This is a genomic window from Rhizobium leguminosarum (assembly GCF_001679785.1).
Classification (GTDB): Bacteria; Pseudomonadota; Alphaproteobacteria; order Rhizobiales; family Rhizobiaceae; genus Rhizobium; species Rhizobium leguminosarum_R.
On record NZ_CP016292.1, the window covers coordinates 219,218 to 243,084 of the forward strand.

Here is a 23,867-nt window from a genome sequence, read left to right on the forward strand (position 1 = left end):
GTCCGGCGGCTTTTCACGGGAGAATTCGACATGGCAGTGCTTCATCACGCCTTTCGCTGTGCTGTCACGCCAGCCTTGGAACGAGAGATTGCGAACCTGTTGGCGGCATGGGAGACCGGTGACCGCGAAAGGCTTTCAGACATGGCGCTTGCCCGGTATACGGCGCTGGCGGAGCGCAAAGACATTCATGCCGCCTTTTATCTCGGCCCCGACGGCGCCGCGCCGTCCTGGCTGCAGCCGCAATTCATCAGCCCCGGGCTCGCCGCTTTGGTGGTGCTCGCCAAGGGCTTCGTTCCCCTGCCGACTTTGAGCGCCAGCAGCGATACGAACCACTACCAGCTAGCGACCCAACTTCCGGCGCTCGGCTGGGCGACCGACGAGATCGACTGTCTGATCCGCGGGCAGCCGATCGAGGCAATGCTGCAGGGCTCCGCCGGCTGTGCCTTTCGGCTCAAGCAAGGAGGGTTTCGGCACACCGGCGGCTGGACCCCTGGGCGGATGGCGCGAACGCTGTGCACGCGCCTCGACAGGCTTGCCTTCGGCCCGCCTTCGCAAGCCAACGAAGCGGCGCTGGTAGCGTGGAGCAAACTCAACGAAAGCAATGCCTTGCAAGATGCGCGCGCGATGCTTAACCCGCTCACCGACGACGACTGGCTGGTGATGGCCCTCACCCACTGAGGATGCCGCTTAGAAGGTGGAAAGCTTCATTCCGAGCTGGTCAACGGTACAATGAGGAGATATTCGCTGTGCGCATTCGCAAACCGATAGCCGAGCCGGAGGGTGAGGCAGGGCAGGAGAGGGGAGGTGGGGTCGCCGGACGTTGCGTGCACCGGGTCCTCGTCTGTCAAATCCTCGAACCGCAGACTTGCGACTTCCGAGCGCCGCCGACCGCCGGAAGCAAAGGCCAGCAGCAGTAGCGCCCGATCGCGCAGATCGACCAGCTTGTCGCCAGCGCAGGTCGCGAGCAGCTTGGTAAGAATGTCGCCGGTCACCGCCTTCTTGCTTTTTCGCTGTCGTGGCCGGTCGCTGGCTTTGACGGCCAGCCGCAGAGCGCTCTTCAGTGAAGGCGCCGAGAACGCGCCCGTCAATCCCCGCCAGCGCGTCAGGATCGACCAGCTCGTCAACCGTCTTCGGACGGTGGCCGGCGCGTGCGGCCCGGTGCTTCGCAGTAGGCCTTTGACGCGAAGAGCAATCGCCACGTCTTCGGGCATGCCGTGATCGGGATTATTTTCGCGCTCGGCCGTATCCCAAAGGTGATGGGCGACGAATTTCAGCAGCAAGCTTTCGGGCGCGGGCCAGGGGAGGGGAGTGCCGGTCGTAACACTGCACCAGGCTTCGAGATAGCCAAGATCGGAGGCCAGCGCCCGCATGGTGTTGTCGCCCATGCCCTCGCGAGCCAGATGTTTGGGGGTGGCGACATCGTCGTCGGTGAGCAACTCTGCCAGCTGGTCGCGGCGATCGAACGGCAGGATAGCATCAAGTGCGTCCAGTTGTTCGGCGCGGGACAGACCGACCCGGCTGCCCGCCGGTGTCGTTAGGGATTTCTTGGTCATCTGGTTTGCCCCAATTCCAAGGTGCGTTTGCAAATGTTACGGAAATCCCGTATATTCCTGAACAAAGGAGTTCTGCCATGACATCCACGGTGACCGCTGCAGCGGTTTCGAAGAATTTCGGAGCCTATCAGGATGCGGCTGTGCGCGAGCCTGTCATCATCACCAAGAACGGCAGGCCCCGCACGGTTTTGATCGCCTACGAAGATTATCTCCGCCTGGCGAAACGCGATCGTCACGTCGAACTGACGACGGCACTTGGCGACGAAGAGCTTGCCGCCATCGAAGCCTCGAACATGGAGCGTGATCTTGATCATCTCAATGTCGAACTGACGGGCAAGCATGCTGCCGATTGAGCCGAAGGTCGGCTGGGTTTTCTGCTATTCCTATCTCTGGCATTGGCAGCATCTCGAAGGCCGGGAGGAGGGCGACAAGGATCGCCCGGCCCTCGTCTTGGCGATCGTCGCGACCCAAGATGATGGAACGCCTGTGGTGCGGGTGCTGCCGATCACGCATTCGCCGCCCGCTGATCCAGGCGACGCAATCGAAATCCCTGCAGCGACGAAACGGCGCCTCGGACTGGACGACGAGCGATCCTTTATCGTTTTGACGGAAAGCAACCGGTTTGTCTGACCGGGACCGGATGTCAGACCGATCGACACCGAGGCTGGTTACTTCGGTCCTCTGCCGCCGGCGCTGTTTGACGAAATCAAACGCCGGTTTGTCGCGCTGGCGCGAGACCAACGTCACCGGGCGACGGCACGCAGCGAATGATGGTCGCGCTATGAAAGGGTCGGGCCTGTCGCAAATTTTTGCGCTTAACGGTATGTTGACCCTCGGAGGAGAAATTTCCGCTCCAAATGTTGAGGAGCGTACGGATGATTCTGAATGCTATTGCCGAAAAGCTGAAGCGGCAGTCGAAGGATGATTTCAAAGGCAGGCATTTCGAGGCATGGCTGATCGTACAGGCGGTCACCTGGTATTTGAGATATCCCCTGAGCTATCGAGATCTGGAAGAAATGTTCGAAGAGCGCGGCTTCGAGGTCGATCATAGCACGATCAACCGCTGGGTATTGAGCTATGCGCCGATGATCGAGAAGCGTCTTCGCCAGTTTCGCCGGCCGCATTGCGGATCGGTTCGGATTGACAAGACCTACGTTAAGATCCGCGGCAAATGGCGCTATCTGTACCGAGCCATCGATAAGCATGGCAACCCGGTGGATTTCCTGCTTTCTGCAAAGCGAGATCTCGAAGCCGCCAAGCGGTTCTTCCGCAAGACGCTGAAAGATCAACCCTTACTGTCGCCGAACAAGATCTGCGCAGATGGTGCCAATACCTTCCCGTCGGCGATCAAAGCTTCGGTTGAAGACGGGCTTCTACAGCCCGACCCCGTGCACTATGTGACCAAGCACCTGCAACAAGGCATTGAGAGCGATCATTTCCGTGTGAAAAAGAACATGCCGAAGATCGGCGGCTTCCAATCCTTCAACACGGCGCGGCGAACGATTGCCGGTTTCGAGGCGATGCTGTCGTTGAGAAAAGGCTTCGGCTTTTCCGGCGGCTGGACGATCGACGATCAAAACGATTTGGTTGCGCGCCTCTTCGGACTTACAAAGGTTAACAAAACATGAAAATAGCATCCTTCAGGGGATAGCCGAGGCCTCTGTGGAAGTTTGCGACAAGCCCCTCCCGCCGCTTCTTCAATGAACGTCGAGGGCCTGGCGTTACTCCAGGCCCCTTATTGGTCGGCCGATCAGCTCGACTTTGTACATTATGCGGCGAAGCAAAGGGCCTCGGCCATTCGGAACAGACGGCTGGGAGGTATTTTATGCATGTCCGGGTTTGACGGGCAGTGTCGATAAAGATCATCGCTCCACAGAACGAGGCGCACTGCGCCGATCGCGTCTGAGAATGTGAATTCTGTTTTCTTGTACCATGCGGCTGCATAGGGCTGCGTGTTTTGGCCGAGGAGATCACCGGCCCACAGTGTCACGAGACTATAGAGCGCCAGGAGCGAAGGCGTCGTGCGCATGATGGCGTTATCATTCCACTGGCGTTGGGTCTCCACCCCAAGATGAGCGCGTGTCTCGCCGAACGTCACTTCAATTTGCCAGCGTCGAACAAAGAAGGCGATGATCTTGGTCGGGTCAAGGTCGGTATTGGTGCTCATAAACGCCTGGGGTTCCCGGCGGCCTTTCGGGTCTCGAACCAGCACCCAGCGAATTGGCCTTGGCGGCGTTCCCCGTCGATACCACAAGCCAGTACCTGACGTGATATCGAGGCATTTATCGGTTTGTCGGCCATACCAGATTGACGCGATGACGCGCTGCCAGGAGGTCCTGGGGTTGTTAAGCACCGACCTGAGTTTGGGCAATGGCATGCCTTTTTGTGCAGGCCGCCCAAGAGTGTGTTCGTGTCGCTGATCTGGCGGAGCAAAGAGACTGGCATCAAGGCGCAGGCGTGTGATGAGAGTGGCCCGGTCGGGCAGTGCCGCCGCCAATGCGTGAACAGCAAAACTGCTGTCGCCGACAAAGATCAGATCGCGTCCAGGCACCCAGCGGCAGAGCTGCAACAGGCCCTGTCGCGCCCAGTCTGTCAGCAGTTTATGCTTTTGTCCTTTCTTCTGGTCGTATCGCTCCGAGGGGCACAATAACGTCAGCACCGGCAAGGCCTTGATACACTTTGCCCATGGGACCGGGGCCAGGATCATGAAGCTCAACCAGCGCAAGCCGCTGGCCTTGACGAAGTGTCCGTGACTGGAGCGCACCGGATCGCGATAGATGCCACGGGCGGCAATGCGCGGGCCCCATCGGCGTTCGATGGTGTCGTCCATGCCGATCACAATGGGACCATCGGGCACGAGGCTGGCGACAACAATCGACAACAGCCGCGAAGCCAGCGTGCGCGGGTTCCAGCGCGCGCGATTGAGAAGCTGATGGTAGACGGCAAAGTTGCTCGCCTCGGCGCGACCGGTGATCCGCAAACAGGCAGTCACCGTACGCTTGCCCGGAGACAAGATCGCTCCCATCACCAGAACCAGCAAATGGTCCCAACTGGGTGCAGTGAACCAGAAACGAAACGGCGACAGCCATTGGCGAAGGATGTGCGGAACGGCATCTCCCGGTCCGACGCGATTGTCATTGTGATCGGTCATCCATGGGTTCGAATCCGATCACACGAAAGAGGCAAGGCAGGCGACTGCGGCGAATTGAATCACCCCGGTCAGATGATGGAAAATGAGACTGCCGAACGCACTATTCTGGCCGGACGCCGCATATCTGCGCCACCAACAAATCCAAATTCCCGAGGAATTTTGTACAAAGTCGAGATCAGGCCTTGTGCATGAATTCGACGACGCCCGTATCGAGATCGTAATAGGCGGAGACGATCTTGACCTTGCCCTCATCCACGAGACGCGCGACGATCGGGCTTTCCGCCAGGATGCGCTCTGCACCATTCAATGCGTTGGCGTGCACGGTCTTGTCGATGAACGCCTCGCCTCGGTCAGTTTCTGCAAGCGCCACCGCCAGGATCGGCTGGATCATTTTGCCGATCGAACCGTCGAGTTTTGTGCCGTGGGCAACCACGTCGCAGGCAGCGGAAACCGCACCGCAACGCTTGTGCCCCATGACCACGATCAGCGGCGCGTGCAAGTGTTCTGTGCCATATTCAATTGTGCCAAGCACATCGGTGTCGACCACGTTGCCGGCATTGCGTGCCACGAACAATTCACCGAGCGTCACGCCGCCGAAGATTAGTTCCGGCACGACGCGACTGTCGGAACAGGTGAGCACGATTGCCCAAGGCGCCTGACCTTTTGCGACATCCTGCCTACGCTTGCCGAAATCCGCCGCGCAGGCTTCGGCATCGGCAACGAATTTCCCGTTGCCTTCCTGAAGTTTTGCCAACGCTTCTTCGGGCGAAACGGCAGGGGCGGCGTCCGACGCCAACGCCCTCGTTGTCATCGCAAAGCTGCCGGCCATTGCCGCAATGCCGGCGAGACCGGCAAGCGTGATGAAGGAGCGGCGGTTGAGGCGGGTGGAATTGCATGCAAGGCACATAGTCACGATCCTTTTGTGGTGGGTTGGTAAGCTTATACCAGCGTGAGCGATCTGTGACTCTTTTTGAGGTTTCCAAATCAGTTGAGTTCTGAATCAATACCGCAAACGGAGGTTTGCGGATGACATCAGGACTTCCACTGCGCGATGACTTCGACGGCTTGGCTCTTCGGGCGTTGGCCAAAGGCACGAAGGATGCGGCACAGGCTCGGCGGCTTCTTGCCCTTGCCGAAATCTATGATGGCCATTCCCGCAGCGATGCGGCCAGGATCGGAGGCGTGACCCTGCAAATTGTCCGCGACTGGGTTATTCGCTTCAATGCGCGTGGCCCGTCAGGGCTCATCAATGGCAAAGCACCCGGCAATCAAGGAAAGCTTTCCGACGTGCATCGCCAGGCTTTGGCAAAGATCGTCGAAAGTGGCCCGATACCGGCGGTGCATGGCGTTGTGCGCTGGCGGCGCAAGGATCTTGTTCAATGGCTGTTCCAAGAATATCGGATATCCGTCGATGAAACGACCATTGGCCGCGAATTGAAGGCGCTCGGCTTTGCAAAGCTGTCTGCCCGCCCGCGCCATTACGCCCAGAACGAAGGCGACCTGGAGAGTTTTAAAAAAACTTCCCCGCCACACTGGCAGCAATCAAAGGCAGGCTCCCGAAGAACGTCGAGATTGAGCTCTGGTGGGCCGACGAAGCTCGGATAGGCCAAAAGAACAAGATCACCCGGCGATGGGCACGCAAGGGAACAAGGCCTTTGGCACCACACGATCAACAGTAAGCGCTACGAGTGGCCCACGGGGTATTTCCGTTGACATTTGCAGGGTTCCGAGACCGGTCGGCTTTAGAACTTCTGCCTTGAGCGCCGCGGCATGAAGTAGTCGCGAATTTTAATGACGGCACCAGCAATCTGGATGATCTCCGCCGGCGGGGTTATCTTTTTGGCGTCGCAGAGGGCGCGAATAGGAGCGATGATATCACCGGTCACAGCATGGCCACGGATGACCGGGCTCCATAGCCTGGGGGCGAATTCCGTTCCGAGGAGGAAGCCGGTGTGCCAATCGAAGCTGTCGTGGGAATAGGTGATGTGACTGAAGCGTGGCCGATATTCTTCCGGCCTTTCCCCAAGCGTGGCCGATATGCGGTTATATTCGGCGACGATCGTTTGCACGGCCTGGTGCTCTGTGGTTTCCATCGGCAAGGCCATGGCGCCCTCGCCGGCGAACAGGGGAATCCATTGATAGGGGTTGATGAACTTCGGCCCGATGAAGCGTTGGTGCATGGATCCTTTGTCAACGGTTTGGCGATAGGCAGGCAGGATCGAAATCAGTTTGATCCGAGTGCCATGCCGTACAAACACAACGCCGATCGTCGTCATCACGTCGGAAAGATGAAATTCAGGGTGACGAATTGGCGTGACTACGAAGCAGGTCTGCGCCGGCGTGGTAGCCTGACCTTATGGGTAACGCCGGAGGCACTGGCAGGATGGCGCGCTCCGCGACGCAAGACCCGCGGCGGCCAAGCCCAGTATTCCGATCTCGCCATTGAGACTGCGCTGACGCTGGGTTGCGTCTTCGCAATGCGGCTGCGCCAGACCGAGGGATTGCTCCACTCGCTGCTGGATCTCATGGGGCTGAAAGTCCCAGTTCCAGATCATACGACGCTGAGCCGTCGGGCACAGAAGTGGGAGCCATCAGCCCGACGAAACCCGCCGCTGCCGGACGGCCCGCTGCATGTGCTTGTCGATAGCACGGGATTGAAAGTCTACGGCGCCGGGCAGTGGCTGGAGCAAAAACATGGCGCCAGATCACGTCGCACCTGGCGCAAGCTGCATCTGGCAGTGGATGCCAAAAGTGGCGCGATCATTGCCCATGGGCTGACAGACCAGAAAACGGATGATCCTTCCCAGGTGGCACCGCTGCTCGATCAGATCGACGGCGAGATCGACCAGTTCACGGCCGACGGAGCCTATGACGGCAAACCAACCTATCGGTCTATCCTGCAGCACAGCGCAACCGCGAACATCGTCATTCCACCGCGTAAGCGGTGATACCGGACCGCCTGGTCAAAGGGACAAGCACATTGCCGCAATCGCAAGCGACGGTCGGCTGAAATGGCAGGCAGCCGCCGGCTACGGCAAGCGTGCGCTGATCGAAACCGCCATCGGACGATACAAGGGGCTGATCGGATTGCGCCTGCGGGCCCGCTCCTTTCCGGCTCAACAGACCGAGGTTGCCATCGGTTGCATCGTTCTCAACCGCATGCTGGCATGTGGACGCCCGGAGTCTATCCGGCGTCAAGTCACGCAGGCATAACCAACTACATCAAAGATCGAAATGCCCTCGATTTCATATCCGCGCACCAACGCCACGCTCTGGCATAGTGATGGACGAAATGGTCGATCAACATGCCGTAAATCCTGTGGAAATACGGCTTCGTGCCCGAACTCTTTATTGGGAACAGCGTGTGCGGACCTGTCAGCATGACCTGCTGCAACAGCACTCCACGCACTCAGGGCCGGATACATTTGAAACGGGAAGCGTCATTGCGACGTCGCGCTTGATCCAGTCGATGATCCCGTCGGAGACATCGCTGTGGGGCAAGTGGATCGTATTCCAAGGAGTTTAGCGCGATGCACTGGCCTACCAGTGTCTTCCAGTAAGGTCGATTGTTGATGACAATCAACTTACGACATCGTCGTCACCTTTGTCGGCTTCGTGACACGCGTTCGTCTTCGCCCAATCCTGTATTTTCCGCCCACGTCGCTGAAATCGCAGCAAATAATTGTTCGTCAGCGCAATCGGCCTGATTGGCACGAATCTTGAGAGCTATTGCGAGGCAGCGGAACGCCAGCGCCATCCATAGTGCGGCATAAACCGCATTGGGCCGAACACCTGAAGGAGGCAAAGCGACACTACCTGCGAGGACTAGCATGGTCGCTCGCACGTTCAACGGAACTAATACTACGGAGGGAAATATGAGATCCAAGTTTGCAGCTTGCCAACAGCGCATGGCCAAGGGAGGTTGTTGATGACAATCAACTTACGACATCGTCGTCACCTTTGTCGGCTTCACGACACGCATTCGTCTTCGCCTCTTCCGCCCGCGTCGCTGAAATCGCAGCAAATAAATTGTTCCTCAGCGCAATCGGCCGGATTGGCACGAATCTTGAGAGCTATTGCGAGGCAGCGGAACGGCAGCGGCATCCGCGTTGCGGGATAACCGCATTGGACCGAACACGTGAAGGGACACAAACCATGGCGGGAAGTGGCGGAACTGGCAAATCGCCGAGAATGTCGGCAAGTTCCAAAGAGGGGTGGACGTACTCGCCGGCACCGCGAGGAGGATGTCGAGGTCGGAGCGGCGCCGAAGACGTGTCATGCTTCACGCACGGCCAAGGCTTTCTGAACTCGAGGCGATCTGGAGATTAAAGATGTCCAAAACTGAACCTAAGCGTTTCGTTGGTGATCTGGGGAAAGACGTCAGCCTGCTGGAATACGTGAAGGAGATTAAACATGTCTGATATTGAACTAGAGCGTTTCGTTGGCGATCTGGGGAAAGACGTCAGCCTGCTGGAATACGTGAAAAAGAATGCTACCGGTCTCGCATCACTGGTGGCAAGCGGAAAGACGCACGGCTATGATTTCACGATCGATGAGGCCAAAAGTTACATAAAAGCCAGAAGCCCGGGTGGCTTGACCGACAAGCAGACCGATCCAGCTGTCGGCAAGCTCCGTTCCGACGTTGAGACCTCTATCAAAGCAGTCCAGACCATTGTAGCCGCCACCACCGCTGTTGAGGCTGCGCAAGCGGCAACGACTGTCGTCGAAGCCGCCGAAGCGATTGTCGTGGTCGCTGCGGTCCTCATCTAACCAAACAGTCAAGGCGGGCGCGCATTCAGCCCCTGACCGATGAGAAAGTGGAAATGGGAGGTAACCTCGTGCCGCACTCTGCTAGTGAACACTATCGACAGATCTTTAACCGGCGGACACCTGGAGAGGTCCGCACGCTGGCCCATATCAAGCGCTTCCTAGAGTGCCTCGCCGGCGACGTGGCGTTCAAGAGCGCGCTTTCAGAGAACATCGACAACCCCCGTAGCGTAACGGCACGCTGCGGGATTGAACTCGACCCAATGGAGATGCTGCCGCTCTGGCATTCAAACTACCTGAAATTCTATGGCAAGCCGGAGTGTGCGTCGTGGCCATTGGCTGTAACTTGGCGTGAGTATATGGACGAGATGGTGCGCCATCGCGACATGCTGCGCGACCAAGGCAATATGTCGGTTGCTTCCCCTCGTTTCCATGCGTGGCGCGAGCGCCAAATGCGCCGCTGCGATGAAGTGTTGGGCAAATCGGCACAGTCGATCACGCACCCCGTTATTGCTTTCGAGCTGAGCGAAGGCTGCACCGGGGGCTGCTGGTTTTGCGGCCTGTCGGCGGGTCGGTTCAAAGGCTATTACGAATATAGCAAAGAGCATGCCTACCTCTGGCGCGGCGTGGTCGGCGTCGCATGCGAAATGTTTGGTTCGGCAGCGAGCACTGGCTTCTGCTACTGCGCCACAGATCCGATGGATAATCCCGACTACGACCGCTTTCTCTTCGACTACTATCAAATTACCGGCACATTGCCGCAAACAACGACGGCTATGCCTCTCAAGAATCTGGCACTCACCAAGCGCGTGCTCGAGCTGTTCAAACGCTACCGTTGCGTGACCAATCGCTTTTCCGTGCTGAGCACGGATCAACTTAATCAAATCCACGCGACATTTTCGCCCGAGGATCTGATGGGCGTTGAACTCGTCCTGCAGGGCAAGGAGATGAGAAGTCTGAAAGCTTTCGCTGGCCGTGCCCGCGCGCGAAAGGAGAAACTCAGCGCAGTCAAAAACGGCGATGCAACCGCGGAATCTGAGAGCGATCACACGACGATCGCCTGCGTTTCCGGCTTTCTCGTAAACATGCCGCGACGGCGCGTGCAACTGGTGACGCCAGTACCGGCGAGCAGGCGCTGGCCTCTCGGTTACCGCACGGTGGATGAACGTTTCTTCGGAACGCCAGATGAGTTCCGGGACGAAGTCCAGAGCATGATTGATGAGCACATGCACGAGAGCCCACCTCCCAACCGGCCGATCCGCTTCCGCGGGGACTTGCAGTACGAGGCCAAGCGCCATCACTTCCTCCTCCGCTCGTGTGGATGGGAGTATCAGGTGCCTGAGAACGTCCCTTCGATCTCTGTTGGCGATCTGATCGCAGGTGGCAATTGTACAGCGTCGGAGTTGGTTGCGCGGATCGTAACGGATGGAGCGAGCGCCATAGCAGTCGCCGATGAGCTCGACCAGTTGCACATAAGAGGGTTGCTCGAAGAGGACCTCGACGAGCGCTTTGCCTGGCGCAGTGACGAGGGCACGACATGAGCGCTGATATGCCGATCGTGCTGGTGAACATGCCGATGTCAGCAGTTGAACGACCGTCGCTGGCGCTTGGTCTGCTGAAGTCGGCGCTGACGCAGGCCGGCCTGAGATCGAGGATAGCGTATGCCAATATCTGGTTTCTGGAATACACTGGCCTCTCCGACTATAATTTGCTTGAGACTTCCCCTCCGGAGGAAGCGCTTGTTGACTGGCTGTTCGCAGGCGTCGCATTTCCCGACTTCGAAACGGACCGCGCCCGCTTCCTCGACCGGTATTTCCGGCGCAATCCGTGCCCGCACAAACGTGAGGCCGAGCTTCGTGCTAATTTCCTTAAGTTGCGTTCGCTCATCGGCGGCTTCATCGATTGGACATGCGGCAAGATACTGAAGGAACGGCCGGCTATGGTCGGCTGCACCTCAACATTTAATCAGCATGTTCCCTCGCTCGCGTTGCTGCGCCGCCTGAGCGAGCTCTCGCCAGGCTTAGTCACGCTCATGGGGGGTGCAAATTGTGAATCCGTGATGGGACGTACTACTCATGCGCGGTTCCCGTGGGTCGACTACGTCGTGTCGGGGGAGGCCGACACACTGATCGGAGGGCTTTGTCGCGACATCCTCACTCATGGTAGAGACATTCCACCGGCCGACCTACCGTTCGGCGTTTTCGGCCCGGCTCATCGCCAGGCCGGCTATCCCGGCACGCTGACAGGCGACTTGGTGCCCCGCGCAGTGGTCGAGGATATACATGCCCTGCCGTTGCCTGATTTCTCGGATTATTTTGCCGAGCTTCAGCGTTCGCTCTATGCCGACCGCGTGCATCCCGGGCTGCCGATGGAGTTCTCTCGTGGCTGTTGGTGGCGGCGCAGCAGCCCATGTACGTTCTGCGGCCTCAACGGCGCATTGATGACCTACCGCCAGAAACCGGCTGCGCAAGTCCCAGAGGAGATGATCGAGATGTCCACGCGCTACGGCACGTCGCGCATCGAGGCGGTTGATAACATTCTGGCGACTGACTACATTGAAAAGGCGTTGCCACGCCTCATCGCCTTACCCGAAAAACTCGCCATCCTCTTTGAAGTCAAAGCCAATTTGAAGCGCCATGAAGTCGAGAAGCTGGCCGCAGGCGGTGTCCGCTGGATCCAGCCAGGTATCGAGAGCCTGGATAGCCGCGCTTTGAAGCTTATGGGCAAGGGAACGACGGCAGCGCAAAATGTTCAGCTCCTGAAATGGTGTCGCCAGTTTGGCGTGCGGGTTATCTGGAGCGTCCTGTGGGGCTTCCCCCGCGAGAGCGACGCTTGGTACGCTCAAATGTGCCGCTTGTTGCCGTTGCTGCATCATCTGCAGCCGGGACACGCTGTTAGATTGCGCTACCAGCGCTTCAGTCTCTATCATCGCGCAGCCGACCAATATGGGCTGACGCTCAGCCCGGCGGCTTCCTATCGCTACGTCTATCCGCTCTCTGAGCACGATCTTGCGGATCAGGTTTACTACTTCGAAGACAGTGCAGACGATGGTGCCGGCCGCGATTTTCGCACACTTGACGCAAACCGCCGCCCCGGCGTTCAAGCGGTTATTCAAGGCATGGATGCTTGGGAGGACGCATCGCGCGGCCTGACTCCACCCATGCTATCGATGCGCGATAGCGGTGACGAGATTATAGTCGAGGACACACGTAACGTCGCAGTGGAGCATGAACAGCGAGTCAAAGGGTTGGCGCGTGAAATCCTATTGGCTGCTGATCAAGGCATGCCAGAGGCCCACCTGGGTGAACAGCTGAAGGGGGCGAGTCCGCTGGAGATTGAGGAGGCGACTGCAGACCTTATTGCTCGCAAACTGATTGTCCGGCTGGACGCCCGCCTGGTTGGGCTTCCGCTTTGGAACCCCTGTACGCCAATGCCCGCTCCGACCGCGTTTCCAGGAGGCTATTTAGACCGACGTGCCGGCGGGTAACGTTGCGTGCATATGCTCTTGGAACGCGAGGGATGGGACACAAATATCAAGCGAACCTATAGCAATTTACGGAGACTTGGGCGTGTAGCGCATTGCTGCATTTGAAACGAAATTAAATGGCGACGACATGATGAGGCAGCGACTGTTCATTATTGCGGACGCGCGTTTTCGGAGAACTTGTCTGCACTCTGTTGGCCCATCCCGCGAGCTGCTTCGTCGCAACCGAACTTCAGACCCGATGATTGTTCCGGTCGAAAGGGTGCATCCTCGATCGACTGAAATTCATAAAGCGCAAACATCACCCAGGCGATGTCACGTTGTCGGCAACTTAACGGGTGGCGGATAATACGGTTGAGATGACCTCATCGACCATCAGCTACAAGAACCACCGCTTTCCACCACAGATTATCGCCCGTGCGGTGTGGCTGTATTTCCGGTTCCCGTTGAGCCTGCGGCTGGTCGAGGAAATGTTGCTGGAGCGCGGTATCGTCGTCTCTTACGAAACGATACGGCGATGGGGCCGCAAATTCGGGGCAGCCTACGTCAAGCAGCTGCCTAGAAAGAAGCCGTCGCGGAAAGATATCTGGCATCTGGACGAGGTCGTGATTTCCATAGGCGGCCGAAAACATTGGCTGTGGCGTGCTGTCGACCAAGACGGCTACGTTCTCGACGAGATCGTCCAGACCCGCCGCGATACCAAGGCTGCCAAGCGATTGCTGGTCAGGCTGCTGAAGAAGCAAGGTCTGTCGCCGAAGCGCATCGTCACCGACAAACTGCGCTCATACGGCGCGGCAAAACGGGATGTATGCCCGGCGTCGAACATCGATCGCACAAGGGCCTTAACAATCGCGCAGAGAATTCTCACGTGCCGCTTCGAAAACGAGAGCGGATGATGCAGGGCTTTCGATCCGTCGGAGGTTTGCAACGTTTCATCTCGGTCTTTTCAGCAGTCCGAAATCTTTTCGTCGCGCCGCACCAGAGACACTCAGCCCTAGCCACCCATATTCATCGCATCCGCGCCATGGCGCAGTGGAAAGCCGTGACCGCTGCAATTGCATGAGTTTACCGACAAGCGACTTTGCGGCCGTTGATCAAACAACGTGACATCGCCCCGGAGCGTTATTTTGGGCCGGTAGCCGCGACCACGTTTTTGCCTCAGAAGTTCGAGGAACAAACGAACCGCCTCCTCTTCCCGCTCGAAAACATGCTGCTTTTCCTGCCCACGCTTGCCGATCCTTCCCCATCGCCGGGTCAGGCAGGCCTCTCCGAACAGCGTCGTATGGCGCAGTCATCGTCTCCGGAAGCAATCTTACCCTGGGCGATGGCGATGTCGCAGCGGCCCGGGATCTTCTGGAAAGGACAACGCTGCTTGTTCTGCAGAGCGAAATCCCGGATGCCGCCAATGTCGCAGCGGCGAGAGCAGTGAAACAGGCCGGAGGGCGTGTCCTGATCAATGCAGCGCCGGCGCGACCACTATCGGCCGATCTTCAGCCGCTCATCGATATCATCGTTGTCAACGCGATCGAAGCTGAGATGCTGGGAGGGGTTCCCGTCGTTGAAACACTCGATGGCGCGCTTGAGGCCGCACGGAAACTTGTGCGGACCTTCCCCGAGGTCGTAGTCACCGCAGGTGGTGCCGGTGTCGCCTACGCAAATCGCGATCGAGAGGAGACCATCATTGCGGCTGTGAAGGTGAAAGTTGAAAGTACGCATGGGGCCGGAGACGAGTTTATCGGCGTCCTAGCTGCCGAAATTGCGTCTGGTAAAACGATAAACGACGCGCTTAAAAATGCGAATATGGATGCGGCCAAACTCGTTGGCACACCTGAAGCGGACCGACTTGGATGAAGTTATCAGGTGTAGGCCTCTCACATCGTTCAAGGCGGGCATTTTGCACAGCTCGATGATCGCCCACCGCTTCGCAGGTTATGGCGTTGCCGATGAAGATCTCAAACGCACATCTTAACTGACACCTTGACCGCAGGACCATCGTTCCATCGGCAAAAACAACGCATTCAAGGCGTCGACAGGCGGGGACAGGCGATTTGGCTAAAAGCGCAGCACGTCGTCAAAGCCTGTGACGACGTGTTAGAGTTATCTGTGTCCCAAGCTGGGAACGGTTCGCCGTCAGGCCGTTCGCGATGCTTGGATGGCTGTCGGTGACGCAAGCGGCGGCAGCTCCAGATTGGAGCGGAAATCCTCTCCGACATAATCGGTGTCGATCAGTTGACGGCGCCGGAGTTCGGGCAGCAGACCGTTCACCAGGAGGTCCTCCTGGTCGGGATTGCCGAAGCCATGCAGCGACAAGACATCGAGAACGCCTGACTTGACGCGCTCTTCGATCGCATCCGCCAGCTGTTCCGGCGTGCCGGCAACCGACCAATGACCGGTCTCCTGCGCCTGAATGATCAGTTCGCGCAACGTTAGTCCCTGGCGCGCGTAGCGACGAAAGATTTCCACTCTCCCGCGCCTGCGGTTGATGCTGGTCACCTCCGGCAGCAATGTTTCCGGCAGTGGCCTGTCCAGCGGCAGATCGGAGAGATCGAGATCGCCGCCCAGCATGTCGGCAAGCTTCAGGCGACCCTGCTCGTAGTCGATATGCTCGTGTTTTTCCTTCAGCCGACGTGCCACGTCAACGTCGGACTCGCCGATCACCGAGTGGAAGGAATTCATGATGAAGGGCACATTGTTTCCACGACCGAAACTCGCTGCGCGACGGCGTAGATCGGTCGCGAAGGCAATTGCATCCTCAAGCTTGGGCTGCGACGTGTAGACGACCTCCGCATAGCGTGCGCCCACCGCCACCCCGGCTTCGGACTGACCGGCCTGAAACTGGACCGGGCGGCGCTGCGGCAAGGGCGGCACGTTCAAGGGGCCTGCGACACTGAAGTGCTTGCCGCGATAGTCGATGCGGTGGAACTTGGCCGGGTCGATGCCGACGGCTCCGGAACCCTTGCGCTGGGCTGCGTCCCGTTCATTGGCATCATAAAGCGCGTTGACGATCTCGATGAATTCGGCGGCGCGCTCGTAGCGTTCTTCCGGGCTCGGTAGCGTCTCTCCGAAATTCTCTTCGCCGACGGAGGAGGTCACCGCGTTCCAACCGGTGCGGCCGCCGCTGGCGTGATCCAGCGTGCCGATCTGGCGCGCCAGATTGTAGGGGTGATGGAAGGTGGTCGAGACGGTGGCGATCAGGCCGATCTGCGATGTCGCCTGGCTGAGCGCCGCAAGAGCAATGATCGGCTCCTGTATGCCGGCCGTGCCGGCAAGGCCGGCCGGGTCGATATGCAGAAGATCGGCGGTGAACAGGCCGGTGATCTTCTCGGCCTCGGCTTTGCGGGCAAGTTCGACGGCGCGCTTCGCACCCGTCGATGGCTCGATGTCATTCGATGCGGAGATGACGCTGCTTGCGCCGGTCAGGGTCTTCAGGCGACGTTTGCGGGTAGGGGTCATGACAGATGTCTCGCAGATTGAATTCAGGTATCCGGCAAGCTCTTGCCGGATGTTCTAGCAAGCGCCGCTCAGGCCAGGGCCGGGACCGCCTCCAGGAGGGCGCGCGTATAGCTGTGCTGCGGTGCCGAAAAGACGTGCTCGACGCCCCCCGCCTCGACGATCCGGCCGTCCTTCATCACCAGCACGCGATCGGTGAGATGATTGATGACACCGAGATCATGGGAGATGAAGAGAAGTGCCGTACCGGACGCGGCTTGCAGTTCGGCGAGTAGATCGAGAACCTGTGCCTGCACCGAAACGTCGAGCGCGCTGACCGGTTCATCCGCCACCAGAAGCCGCGGCCGCGGCGCGAAGGCGCGGGCAATTGCCACCCGCTGGCGCTGGCCGCCGGAAAGCTCACGCGGATGACGGTTGAGATAGGCCGAGCCCAGGCGAACCGCATCCAGCACTTCGAGCACGCGGTCGCGGCGGGACGCACCGAAGATGCCGACGGAGTCGAGGCTCTCGCCGACGATTTTTTCGACCGTGTAGCGCGGGTCGAAGGAACTGAGGGCGTCCTGGGCGATCAATTGCATGCTGGCGCGCCGCGAGCGACGTCGAGCCTCCGGAATATTACTCCACTGCGCGCCGTCGATGAACACCGCGCCGTCGTCTGGCTCGACCAGGCCGAGGACTATTTTTGCAACGGTGGTCTTGCCGGAGCCGGATTCGCCGACGATCCCCAGGGCTTCGCCGGCGGCGCGGTCGAACGACACGTCGTTGACGGCAAATGTGCCGCTGATTCCCCCGTAATGCTTGAAGAGATTATGGGACGACAGGACGCGGTTCTCTTGGTCGATATGTTTGGCCGGCAGCGGAATGCGTAACCGCTCGGCTGGTGCGGCAGGCGCACGCGCAACCTGTTGTTGGGAATCTGGCTGGCTGGGAGGAGACAGACGAAAACCCCGCGATCCCGCTGACGGCACCGCATCGAGCAATTGTCTCGTGTAAGGATGTTCCGGATTACTCAGGATCCTGCCCGGCGGTCCGTCCTCGACGATCCTGCCATTGTGCATCACCAGCACGCGGTCGGCCAGGCGCGAAACCACAGCCAGATCGTGGCTGATCAGCAGAAGCGTGTGACCGGCCCTCCGGCGCTCTGCCAAGAGATCAAGGATTTGCTTTTGTACGGTGGTGTCGAGCGCCGTTGTCGGCTCATCGGCAATCAGCAGCGATGGCTGCCTGGCAATCGCCGTGGCGATGAGGGCGCGTTGGCGCAACCCACCGGACAGCTGATGCGGATATTGCGGCAAGCGCCTTTCCGGGTCGGGGATGCCGACCGAGCGCAGCAGCGCATGGCTGTCCCGGCCGACATCCGGGCGGGCGAAAAGGCCGCGTCTGCCGAAGGCATCCGACAATTGCTGGGAAATCCGCCGGAGCGGATCAAGCGACACGAGCGCATCCTGAAGAACAAAGCCAATCTTTTCGCCACGCAGGCGTCGCCAGTCCCTTTCGCCGAAATTGAGGACGCTTTCACCATCGATGTCGAAGCGGTCGGCACGCACATTGGCGCCGACGCCGGAAAGGCCGATGAGCGAACGGGCCGTCACGGATTTGCCGGAACCGGACTCTCCGACCAGAGCAACGGTCTCGCCCTTGTTGATCGGGTTTTGTCGCAAACTTTTTAAAAGGCCGCAGAAGCGGCCATCGCTGGACACAGTTATGCAGCGAGTGCGGCGAATTGCTGAAATGCCGATTGGCCACTGGTTGAAAATTGGCGCTTGCGGATCATGTGAGCCACCTCGATACCATCCAGTGTTGCTGACGCAGACTGAAAGGATTTGAAGCCCTTCATGGGGCGGATCAGCTTCTTGATAAACCGGTGGTCCTGCTCAATCGTGTTGTTGAGGTATTTGACCTGCAGGATCTCGATCAGCCAGAACCATCCATACAACAACAGCAGCAGCCAGTTGATGTTTTGCAATCCTGCCAGGTTCGCGCCGCTCTTGTCGATGACGACCTTTTCGGGCAAGCCATTGGTCTTAATCGTGCGGGCGAAGAAAGCGCTGGCCGCGGCCTCATCGCGGTGCTCGGACAGCATGAAATCAAGGGTTTTGCCGAATTTGTCGACAGCCCGATAGAAATAGGTCCACTTGCCTTTGACCTGGATAGAGGTCTCGTCCATCCGCCAGGAGCTGCTGGTTGCGGATTTGCGCCGCTGGGCCTGGCAGGCAATCAGGGGCGAATATTTCACGACCCATCTGTTCAGCGTCGCGTGGTCAACGGTAACGCCGCGCTCGGCCATAATCTCTTCCAGATCACGATAGGAGACCGCATATCTCACGTAGAAAAATACCGCGTATAAAATCACGTCTTTCGGGTAATGACTGCCTTTGAAATCGACCATGATCGGGAAACTCAATCTGCCTGCTCATCTTCAACCCGGATCTACGCCTACCATACTGGTTGCAAACCCGGTGAAAAGTTTTGCGACAGAACCCACGCAAGGGGATCCGCATCTGAAATCGGCACGCCGCCGCGTCGGTGCGGAAATGCGAAACACTCCGCCGCGCAAGGAAAGGCCGGGAAAATAGGCTTGTGCCCATTCCCGGCTTTGATGTCGACCCGAGGCTTGTTGGCGGCTGAGGGAGGGCGATGTCACGTTGTCGGCAACTTAACGGGTGGCGGATAATACGGTTGAGATGACCTCATCGACCATCAGCTACAAGAACCACCGCTTTCCACCACAGATTATCGCCCGTGCGGTGTGGCTGTATTTCCGGTTCCCGTTGAGCCTGCGGCTGGTCGAGGAAATGTTGCTGGAGCGCGGTATCGTCGTCTCTTACGAAACGATACGGCGATGGGGCCGCAAATTCGGGGCAGCCTACGTCAAGCAGCTGCCTAGAAAGAAGCCGTCGCGGAAAATATCTGGCATCTGGACGAGGTCGTGATTTCCATAGGCGGCCGAAAACATTGGCTGTGGCGTGCTGTCGACCAAGACGGCTACGTTCTCGACGAGATCGTCCAGACCCGCCGCGATACCAAGGCTGCCAAGCGATTGCTGGTCAGGCTGCTGAAGAAGCAAGGTCTGTCGCCGAAGCGCATCGTCACCGACAAACTGCGCTCATACGGCGCGGCAAAACGGGATGTAATGCCCGGCGTCGAACATCGATCGCACAAGGGCCTTAACAATCGCGCAGAGAATTCTCACGTGCCGCTTCGAAAACGAGAGCGGATGATGCAGGGCTTTAATCCGTCGGAGGTTTGCAACGTTTCATCTCGGTCTTTTCAGCAGTCCGAAATCTTTTCGTCGCGCCGCACCAGAGACACTCAGCCCTAGCCACCCATATTCATCGGATCCGCGCCATGGCGCAGTGGAAAGCCGTGACCGCTGCAATTGCCTGAGTTTACCGACAAGCGACTTTTCGGCCGTTGATCAAACAACGTGACATCGCCGTCACCGGCAAAGATCGGCACGGACGGCGCCAACACCTTTCCGTCGGCGATCAAGACGTCAGTCGACGATGGGCACCTGCATGCGGATCCGGTTCATTATGTCACCAAACATCTCCAACAAGGCATTGAGAGTGACCATTTCCGCGTGAAGAAGAACATGCCGAAGATCGGCGGTTTCCAATCCTTCAAAACCGCGCGATCGAATTATCGCAGGGTTCGAAGCGATGCTGTGGCTGCGAAAAGGGTTTGGCTTCTCCGGAGAGTGGACCGTCAATGATCAGAACGATCTGCTCGCGCGTCTCTTCGGACTTCAAAAGGTTAATAAGGCGTGAAGAGCAGAATGTATTTCAGCTCAACGCGTTCGGCCGACCGCTTTGCGACACGCCCTCATGCTGACATGCCGAGCCTGCGGCATCGAACCCTTGGCCTACTTGCGCCATCTTCTCGGCGAGTTGCCCCAGCGCGCAGCAGATGCCGACATCACCGATCTGCTGCGCCTTCAACTTCACCAAACCCGCCGCTGCCTGAACCGATGCGACCGTCTGACAGCGACCAACGTCAAACTGGCCGCGTCAATGCGCATGGAAATGAGCGCTTAGAGTAAATCTACTCATTTACCTCACCCAGAAATGATTATAGCTGAATTGGTGTCTTCAATAACACTCGCCTCAGTTGGAGCTGGGCCAAGAAGCGGTCCAAACGATTGGATCCGTCCTGGCGTGAAAACTGAAAATCAGCGGAAAGGGAGCTTGATGGGAAGGTGAATTGGCTTCAGCTCCGCCCGTCAGGGCGGAATTGCATGGGAGTGCCTGTTGTTGCTGATAAGTGGCACTCCTTCACTCACACATCAATCTTGACCGAGGAACCAAAGAGGCACCGTAAACTTAACGCTGTGAAAACAAGATCTGGGAGTGAGGGCTTTGGTTCATTCGGCATGAAGGGGCGCGATTTGGCGCCATGCTTGCATGGCCGTTGCTCGCAATTGTCGATGGTAGGTGGATGGAATATCGTGGCGGGGAACGTTAAAGAGGTTGGCGATCGGGTCGTGTACGGAAACGAAACCCTGAAAATGTCGCGCTGACTTTGAAGCGCTTCATGATCCTCTCCCGCCGTCGGACGGGTTGATGAGAGTTCTCCGCCCGATTGTTGGCTCCTGTGCGAGCGATGCTCGACGCCTGGCATGATCTCCCGCTTCGCCGCACCGTAGGATCGAAGCTTGTCGGTGATCATCACACGCGGCGAACGGCCTTGGCCTCCTGCCGTTGCTTCACATGGAGGTTACGATGAGTGAACAACGTTGGTGGACGCAGACGGCCCTCTTCCCCGGTATGCTTGCTATCGCGACATCATGGATCATTCCTTCCCTCTTCCCTCCGTCGTTGTCGTCGTTAGCCGTTGACCTTGCACCATCTGGCGTGGGGTTGGCGGTTCTGGCTTATCTCAAGCTGGGACTTCCGCGTTCGAAACGATTGGCTCTTGCCGTGCGCCATCCGACCGTTTCCGAATTCTGATCTGGTCTGAATGGTGGATAGGTATGTCTTCAGAACCCGAAAAGCATGTCGCCCAAAGTTCGGCCCGGACTGCGGCCCGTATCTCAGCATCGGTGCATCAGGGTGTTGATTTCGAACTACGTCGGCTGGAGGGTGGCAAGTGGCGGCTTCGGGTCATTTCCCAGCAAGGGTTATATTGGATGAAATCCATGAATGTGGGCTCTGGCGAGGACGAGCTTTATCTTAACCTGATCGCCGCGAACGATTTTCTGAGAAGTGTTCGACGTCACGGCCTCAAGACGGAATACATCGGCCCCCTGGGTCGTTGTCTGCTGTGAGCGGGTCGGTGTCGCCATTGTGGAAAAGCGAACGCGGCTCACCTGTTCTTCCAACTGGTCTCTCGCCGCTACGAGAAGGGATCGATCCTGATTACCTCAAATCGATCGGTCGGAGAGTGGGGGAGCGTCTTCGGAGACCCTGTCGTCGCCACCGCAATATTGGACCGCCTGCTGCACCATTGGACAGTGATCACCATCCGAGGTGATAGCTACAGGCTTCGCGAAAAGCGCCGTTCGAGACAAACGAAACAGCAAATCAATGAAGGGGGTCAGTTCCATCTTCATTCACTTCGCTTGACATTCATCTCATTCTAGTTCGGGAAACGCCGGAATGCAGCGCGAGAAACCTGGTTCGTCCTTAACCTTCAAGGGCAATAACGCGGATGAATTTTCTGCGATACTGAGCCGTTGCAAGGCTCCAGGAAGGGTCGAGGCCCTGCGCGATGCGGGATTTTCGGCCGAATATGATTTCGTTGCCGCCGGGGCACTTGGCGTCGGTCGCGCGGCATATCAGGGGGGATTGACGTTTCACCAGAAGGCCGAAGACAGCAAGTTTCTGATCTACGTCCCACTCTCGGGCGCGGCAACGATATCGTCGTCCAATCGGCACCATATTTCCGAACCCGGCAAAGGCACCATTATCGATATGACCAGCCTGTCTGATATTGTGATCAACGGCGATCGCGAGCATCTTTCGCTGATCATCGATCAGAGCGGGGTTGTCCGGCTACTGTCCGCGATGCTGGAGCAACCCGTCTCTGGCTCGATCGACCTTGCGCTCGAATTCGACCTGTGTCTTGAGGCCGGACTGGCCTTTTCCCGGTTAACAAAAATCCTGGCGACCGGATTGAACGACGACGCCTCCCTGCTGCAATCACCGGCGGCCCTTTCCTCCCTGTCCACGGGGTTGATCCACCTGTTGCTTGAAAACGTGCCGCATCGTTTTTCAGGCGCGCTGGCGCGGCAGCCGACGTTGCCATCTCCCCGGCATATCCGGCGTGCCATCGATTTCATGCAGGCCAATCTCTCGCAGTCGATCTCAATTAGCGACATAGCGCAGGCTTCCCAGGTCGGCATTAGATCGCTGCAGGAAGGCTTCAAGCGGTTCAAGGGCATGTCCCCCATGGCCTATCTGGCCAATCTGCGCCTGGAGGCCGTGCATCGGGATCTCATCATGGCAAATTCGGCGACGACCGTCGCCGCTATAGCGCAGAAGTGGGGGTTCACCCATCAGGGCCGCTTTTCGGGCGATTACAGGAAGAGTTATGGCTGTCTGCCGTCGCAGACATTGAGATCCGGGCATTCCTCTGACCCCGACGGCCGCTAAAACCGGCATGAATTATCGTCGGAGGGTCTGCGATGGCAATTGGCCAAATCGAAGCCTGTAGTCGACGGCAAAACGGCCGAAATGGGTAAAGCCCCAATTCAGGGCGATTGCCGCACAGTCAGTCCGGGCGTTGCTTCCTGGAGTTCCCTATGAGCAGCTTCCAGTCGAAGATGCTGAAGATAGGGCGTTGGTGCACGGATGTGGAACTGAACGGATGGGGATCTTTGAAACGGCTGACTATGGCGTGGCTGCCTTGCGGCGGACGGCTTTCGGGCGTGCGCAAGCAAGCATGCGGTTGAGGACGGCGCAGCCGATGGCGGACTCGGTCTGCTGACCAGGCAGTGACCTGGCCCGCAGACGCCGCCCGATGATGGACTTGTATCGCCCGATTGCCGTCTCAACCAGCGAGCGTTTGCCGTAACCGTTAGAGACCTGCCATTTCATCCGGCCGTCACTGTTGATTGCGGCGATATGCCGGTTCCGTTGGCCGCGAGGTCTATCGTCGCTTGGCTCGACCGCGTTGGCGCGAGGCGGAATGACGATAGCCGCCGCCGCGCTATGATCGATGACTGCGTCGTATGTAGGTTTTCCATCATAGGCAACGTCGGCTGTGAACTGTCCGATCAGACCGCCAATCTGGTCGAGGAGTGGCGCAACTTGAGAGACATCGCCAGCATCCTGATCCGTCAGGGTATGGGCAACGATCTGCCATTTGGTCTGGAAACCGCCGGGCGAGTTCAGAACCTGACCGTGGGCTTGTCGCAAAGATTTTGCAGGTCGCAATTATAGCGCTTCACGCCATCCGCTGCAAATTCCGCTTGTGCCAGGTTCCGCCGACAGCAACACTGGATCCAACAGGCAGCGGGAGA

16 protein-coding genes and 12 pseudogenes are annotated in these 23,867 nt (G+C 58.4%); 18 read left to right on the forward strand and 10 right to left on the reverse strand.

All coding sequences use genetic code 11. From position 1 onward, the window contains the following. Positions 1 to 30: 30 nt before the first annotated feature. On the forward strand, positions 31 to 678 hold the full coding sequence (locus BA011_RS39395; protein WP_065284777.1) for a hypothetical protein: 648 nt from the start codon (positions 31 to 33) through the stop codon (positions 676 to 678). Positions 679 to 767: 89 nt separating this feature from the next. On the opposite strand, the pseudogene BA011_RS39400 reads toward BA011_RS39395, so the two are convergent. Next, positions 768 to 1,553: pseudogene (locus tag BA011_RS39400) on the reverse strand (integrase); the annotation flags it as partial. A gap of 77 nt (positions 1,554 to 1,630) precedes the next feature. Between BA011_RS39400 and BA011_RS39405 the strand changes: the two are divergent. From BA011_RS39405 to BA011_RS39415, 3 genes and pseudogenes are all read left to right on the forward strand, one after another. Further along, positions 1,631 to 1,906: a type II toxin-antitoxin system Phd/YefM family antitoxin gene (locus BA011_RS39405; protein WP_065284778.1), complete on the forward strand. Its 276-nt coding sequence runs from the start codon at positions 1,631 to 1,633 to the stop codon at positions 1,904 to 1,906. Next, a pseudogene (locus BA011_RS39410) lies at positions 1,893 to 2,324 on the forward strand (plasmid maintenance toxin (PemK-like)). Before BA011_RS39405 ends, BA011_RS39410 begins: the two are co-directional and overlap by 14 nt. 104 nt (positions 2,325 to 2,428) lie before the next feature. Next, complete coding sequence (locus tag BA011_RS39415) at positions 2,429 to 3,181, forward strand: IS6-like element ISRle6 family transposase (RefSeq protein WP_065284779.1); 753 nt, start codon at positions 2,429 to 2,431, stop codon at positions 3,179 to 3,181. Positions 3,182 to 3,321: 140 nt separating this feature from the next. On the opposite strand, the gene BA011_RS39420 is transcribed toward BA011_RS39415, so the two are convergent. Beyond that, positions 3,322 to 4,704 (reverse strand): transposase, encoded by a 1,383-nt coding sequence (locus tag BA011_RS39420; protein WP_065284780.1) that lies wholly within the window; start codon positions 4,702 to 4,704, stop codon positions 3,322 to 3,324. Positions 4,705 to 4,879: 175 nt separating this feature from the next. Beyond that, positions 4,880 to 5,611: a carbonic anhydrase gene (locus BA011_RS39425; protein ID WP_065284781.1), complete on the reverse strand. Its 732-nt coding sequence runs from the start codon at positions 5,609 to 5,611 to the stop codon at positions 4,880 to 4,882. Positions 5,612 to 5,730: 119 nt separating this feature from the next. Between BA011_RS39425 and BA011_RS39430 the strand changes: the two genes are divergently transcribed. Then, a complete protein-coding gene (locus BA011_RS39430; protein WP_065284782.1) occupies positions 5,731 to 6,309 on the forward strand; it encodes a helix-turn-helix domain-containing protein in 579 nt (192 codons plus the stop codon). 137 nt (positions 6,310 to 6,446) lie between these two features. On the opposite strand, the gene BA011_RS39435 is transcribed toward BA011_RS39430, so the two are convergent. Continuing rightward, the gene (locus BA011_RS39435) at positions 6,447 to 6,980 is read right to left on the reverse strand and encodes a UPF0149 family protein (protein WP_420493459.1); all 534 of its coding nucleotides are present in this window, start codon (positions 6,978 to 6,980) and stop codon (positions 6,447 to 6,449) included. On the opposite strand from BA011_RS39435, the pseudogene BA011_RS39440 reads away from it, so the two are divergent. The 5 genes and pseudogenes from BA011_RS39440 (at position 6,948) to BA011_RS39460 (ending at position 14,018) form a co-directional block, all read left to right on the forward strand. Next, positions 6,948 to 7,917, forward strand: a pseudogene (locus tag BA011_RS39440) (IS5 family transposase). The gene BA011_RS39435 and the pseudogene BA011_RS39440 sit on opposite strands and share 33 nt — an antisense overlap. A 1,200-nt stretch (positions 7,918 to 9,117) precedes the next feature. Then, the gene (locus BA011_RS39445) at positions 9,118 to 9,474 is read left to right on the forward strand and encodes a hypothetical protein (RefSeq protein ID WP_065284784.1); all 357 of its coding nucleotides are present in this window, start codon (positions 9,118 to 9,120) and stop codon (positions 9,472 to 9,474) included. A gap of 53 nt (positions 9,475 to 9,527) precedes the next feature. Further along, the gene (locus BA011_RS39450; protein ID WP_151343800.1) at positions 9,528 to 11,012 is read left to right on the forward strand and encodes a radical SAM family RiPP maturation amino acid epimerase; all 1,485 of its coding nucleotides are present in this window, start codon (positions 9,528 to 9,530) and stop codon (positions 11,010 to 11,012) included. Then, on the forward strand, positions 11,009 to 12,958 hold the full coding sequence (locus BA011_RS39455; RefSeq protein WP_065284785.1) for a RiPP maturation radical SAM C-methyltransferase: 1,950 nt from the start codon (positions 11,009 to 11,011) through the stop codon (positions 12,956 to 12,958). The genes BA011_RS39450 and BA011_RS39455 overlap by 4 nt, the downstream gene beginning before the upstream one ends. A gap of 309 nt (positions 12,959 to 13,267) precedes the next feature. Continuing rightward, positions 13,268 to 14,018 (forward strand): annotated as a pseudogene (locus BA011_RS39460) (IS6 family transposase). 51 nt (positions 14,019 to 14,069) lie between these two features. Here the strand turns inward: BA011_RS39460 and BA011_RS43925 are convergent. Then, a pseudogene (locus tag BA011_RS43925) lies at positions 14,070 to 14,234 on the reverse strand (WGR domain-containing protein); the annotation flags it as partial. Between the two features lie 2 nt (positions 14,235 to 14,236). Between BA011_RS43925 and BA011_RS39465 the strand changes: the two are divergent. After that, positions 14,237 to 14,806, forward strand: a pseudogene (locus BA011_RS39465) (PfkB family carbohydrate kinase); the annotation flags it as partial. A gap of 279 nt (positions 14,807 to 15,085) precedes the next feature. On the opposite strand, the gene BA011_RS39470 reads toward BA011_RS39465, so the two are convergent. The 3 genes from BA011_RS39470 to BA011_RS39480 all read right to left on the reverse strand — a co-directional run bounded on the left by BA011_RS39470 (position 15,086) and on the right by BA011_RS39480 (position 18,794). Further along, positions 15,086 to 16,408: an NtaA/DmoA family FMN-dependent monooxygenase gene (locus BA011_RS39470; RefSeq protein WP_065284786.1), complete on the reverse strand. Its 1,323-nt coding sequence runs from the start codon at positions 16,406 to 16,408 to the stop codon at positions 15,086 to 15,088. A gap of 68 nt (positions 16,409 to 16,476) precedes the next feature. Then, positions 16,477 to 18,105, reverse strand: a complete 1,629-nt coding sequence (locus BA011_RS39475; protein WP_420493460.1) for a dipeptide ABC transporter ATP-binding protein — start codon at positions 18,103 to 18,105, stop codon at positions 16,477 to 16,479. Between the two features lie 2 nt (positions 18,106 to 18,107). Then, complete coding sequence (locus tag BA011_RS39480) at positions 18,108 to 18,794, reverse strand: IS6 family transposase (protein WP_065284788.1); 687 nt, start codon at positions 18,792 to 18,794, stop codon at positions 18,108 to 18,110. Positions 18,795 to 19,042: 248 nt separating this feature from the next. Between BA011_RS39480 and BA011_RS39485 the strand changes: the two are divergent. From BA011_RS39485 to BA011_RS46770, 3 pseudogenes are all read left to right on the forward strand, one after another. Beyond that, positions 19,043 to 19,792 (forward strand): annotated as a pseudogene (locus tag BA011_RS39485) (IS6 family transposase). Positions 19,793 to 19,844: 52 nt separating this feature from the next. Next, positions 19,845 to 20,175, forward strand: a pseudogene (locus BA011_RS39490) (DDE-type integrase/transposase/recombinase); the annotation flags it as partial. A 54-nt stretch (positions 20,176 to 20,229) separates the two neighbouring features. Then, positions 20,230 to 20,371, forward strand: a pseudogene (locus tag BA011_RS46770) (transposase domain-containing protein); the annotation flags it as partial. A gap of 397 nt (positions 20,372 to 20,768) precedes the next feature. On the opposite strand, the pseudogene BA011_RS43940 reads toward BA011_RS46770, so the two are convergent. Next, positions 20,769 to 21,094: pseudogene (locus BA011_RS43940) on the reverse strand (DDE-type integrase/transposase/recombinase); the annotation flags it as partial. A gap of 32 nt (positions 21,095 to 21,126) precedes the next feature. Between BA011_RS43940 and BA011_RS43945 the strand changes: the two are divergent. The 4 genes and pseudogenes from BA011_RS43945 to BA011_RS39510 all read left to right on the forward strand — a co-directional run bounded on the left by BA011_RS43945 (position 21,127) and on the right by BA011_RS39510 (position 22,998). Continuing rightward, on the forward strand, positions 21,127 to 21,354 hold the full coding sequence (locus tag BA011_RS43945) for a hypothetical protein (protein ID WP_151343801.1): 228 nt from the start codon (positions 21,127 to 21,129) through the stop codon (positions 21,352 to 21,354). 23 nt (positions 21,355 to 21,377) lie between these two features. Next, positions 21,378 to 21,671: a hypothetical protein gene (locus BA011_RS39500; protein ID WP_065284789.1), complete on the forward strand. Its 294-nt coding sequence runs from the start codon at positions 21,378 to 21,380 to the stop codon at positions 21,669 to 21,671. A 24-nt stretch (positions 21,672 to 21,695) separates the two neighbouring features. After that, a pseudogene (locus BA011_RS43950) lies at positions 21,696 to 21,986 on the forward strand (ATP-binding protein); the annotation flags it as partial. Between the two features lie 16 nt (positions 21,987 to 22,002). Further along, on the forward strand, positions 22,003 to 22,998 hold the full coding sequence (locus BA011_RS39510) for an AraC family transcriptional regulator (protein WP_064697843.1): 996 nt from the start codon (positions 22,003 to 22,005) through the stop codon (positions 22,996 to 22,998). A 237-nt stretch (positions 22,999 to 23,235) separates the two neighbouring features. Here BA011_RS39510 and BA011_RS39515 read toward each other — a convergent pair. After that, a pseudogene (locus BA011_RS39515) lies at positions 23,236 to 23,706 on the reverse strand (transposase); the annotation flags it as partial. Positions 23,707 to 23,867 lie beyond the last annotated feature (161 nt).

Bases quoted from the DNA above. Each gene is read 5' to 3' on its own strand.
- BA011_RS39435 (WP_420493459.1), bottom strand. From the start codon at position 6,980: ATGACGACGATCGGCGTTGTGTTTGTACGGCATGGCACTCGGATCAAA.
- BA011_RS39455 (WP_065284785.1), top strand. From the start codon at position 11,009: ATGAGCGCTGATATGCCGATCGTGCTGGTGAACATGCCGATGTCAGCA.
- BA011_RS39415 (WP_065284779.1), top strand. From the start codon at position 2,429: ATGATTCTGAATGCTATTGCCGAAAAGCTGAAGCGGCAGTCGAAGGAT.
- BA011_RS39425 (WP_065284781.1), bottom strand. From the start codon at position 5,611: ATGTGCCTTGCATGCAATTCCACCCGCCTCAACCGCCGCTCCTTCATC.
- BA011_RS39420 (WP_065284780.1), bottom strand. From the start codon at position 4,704: ATGACCGATCACAATGACAATCGCGTCGGACCGGGAGATGCCGTTCCG.
- BA011_RS39480 (WP_065284788.1), bottom strand. From the start codon at position 18,794: ATGGTCGATTTCAAAGGCAGTCATTACCCGAAAGACGTGATTTTATAC.
- BA011_RS39500 (WP_065284789.1), top strand. From the start codon at position 21,378: ATGTCTTCAGAACCCGAAAAGCATGTCGCCCAAAGTTCGGCCCGGACT.
- BA011_RS43945 (WP_151343801.1), top strand. From the start codon at position 21,127: ATGAGTGAACAACGTTGGTGGACGCAGACGGCCCTCTTCCCCGGTATG.
- BA011_RS39405 (WP_065284778.1), top strand. From the start codon at position 1,631: ATGACATCCACGGTGACCGCTGCAGCGGTTTCGAAGAATTTCGGAGCC.
- BA011_RS39430 (WP_065284782.1), top strand. From the start codon at position 5,731: ATGACATCAGGACTTCCACTGCGCGATGACTTCGACGGCTTGGCTCTT.
- BA011_RS39470 (WP_065284786.1), bottom strand. From the start codon at position 16,408: ATGACCCCTACCCGCAAACGTCGCCTGAAGACCCTGACCGGCGCAAGC.
- BA011_RS39510 (WP_064697843.1), top strand. From the start codon at position 22,003: ATGCAGCGCGAGAAACCTGGTTCGTCCTTAACCTTCAAGGGCAATAAC.
- BA011_RS39450 (WP_151343800.1), top strand. From the start codon at position 9,528: ATGGGAGGTAACCTCGTGCCGCACTCTGCTAGTGAACACTATCGACAG.
- BA011_RS39395 (WP_065284777.1), top strand. From the start codon at position 31: ATGGCAGTGCTTCATCACGCCTTTCGCTGTGCTGTCACGCCAGCCTTG.
- BA011_RS39445 (WP_065284784.1), top strand. From the start codon at position 9,118: ATGTCTGATATTGAACTAGAGCGTTTCGTTGGCGATCTGGGGAAAGAC.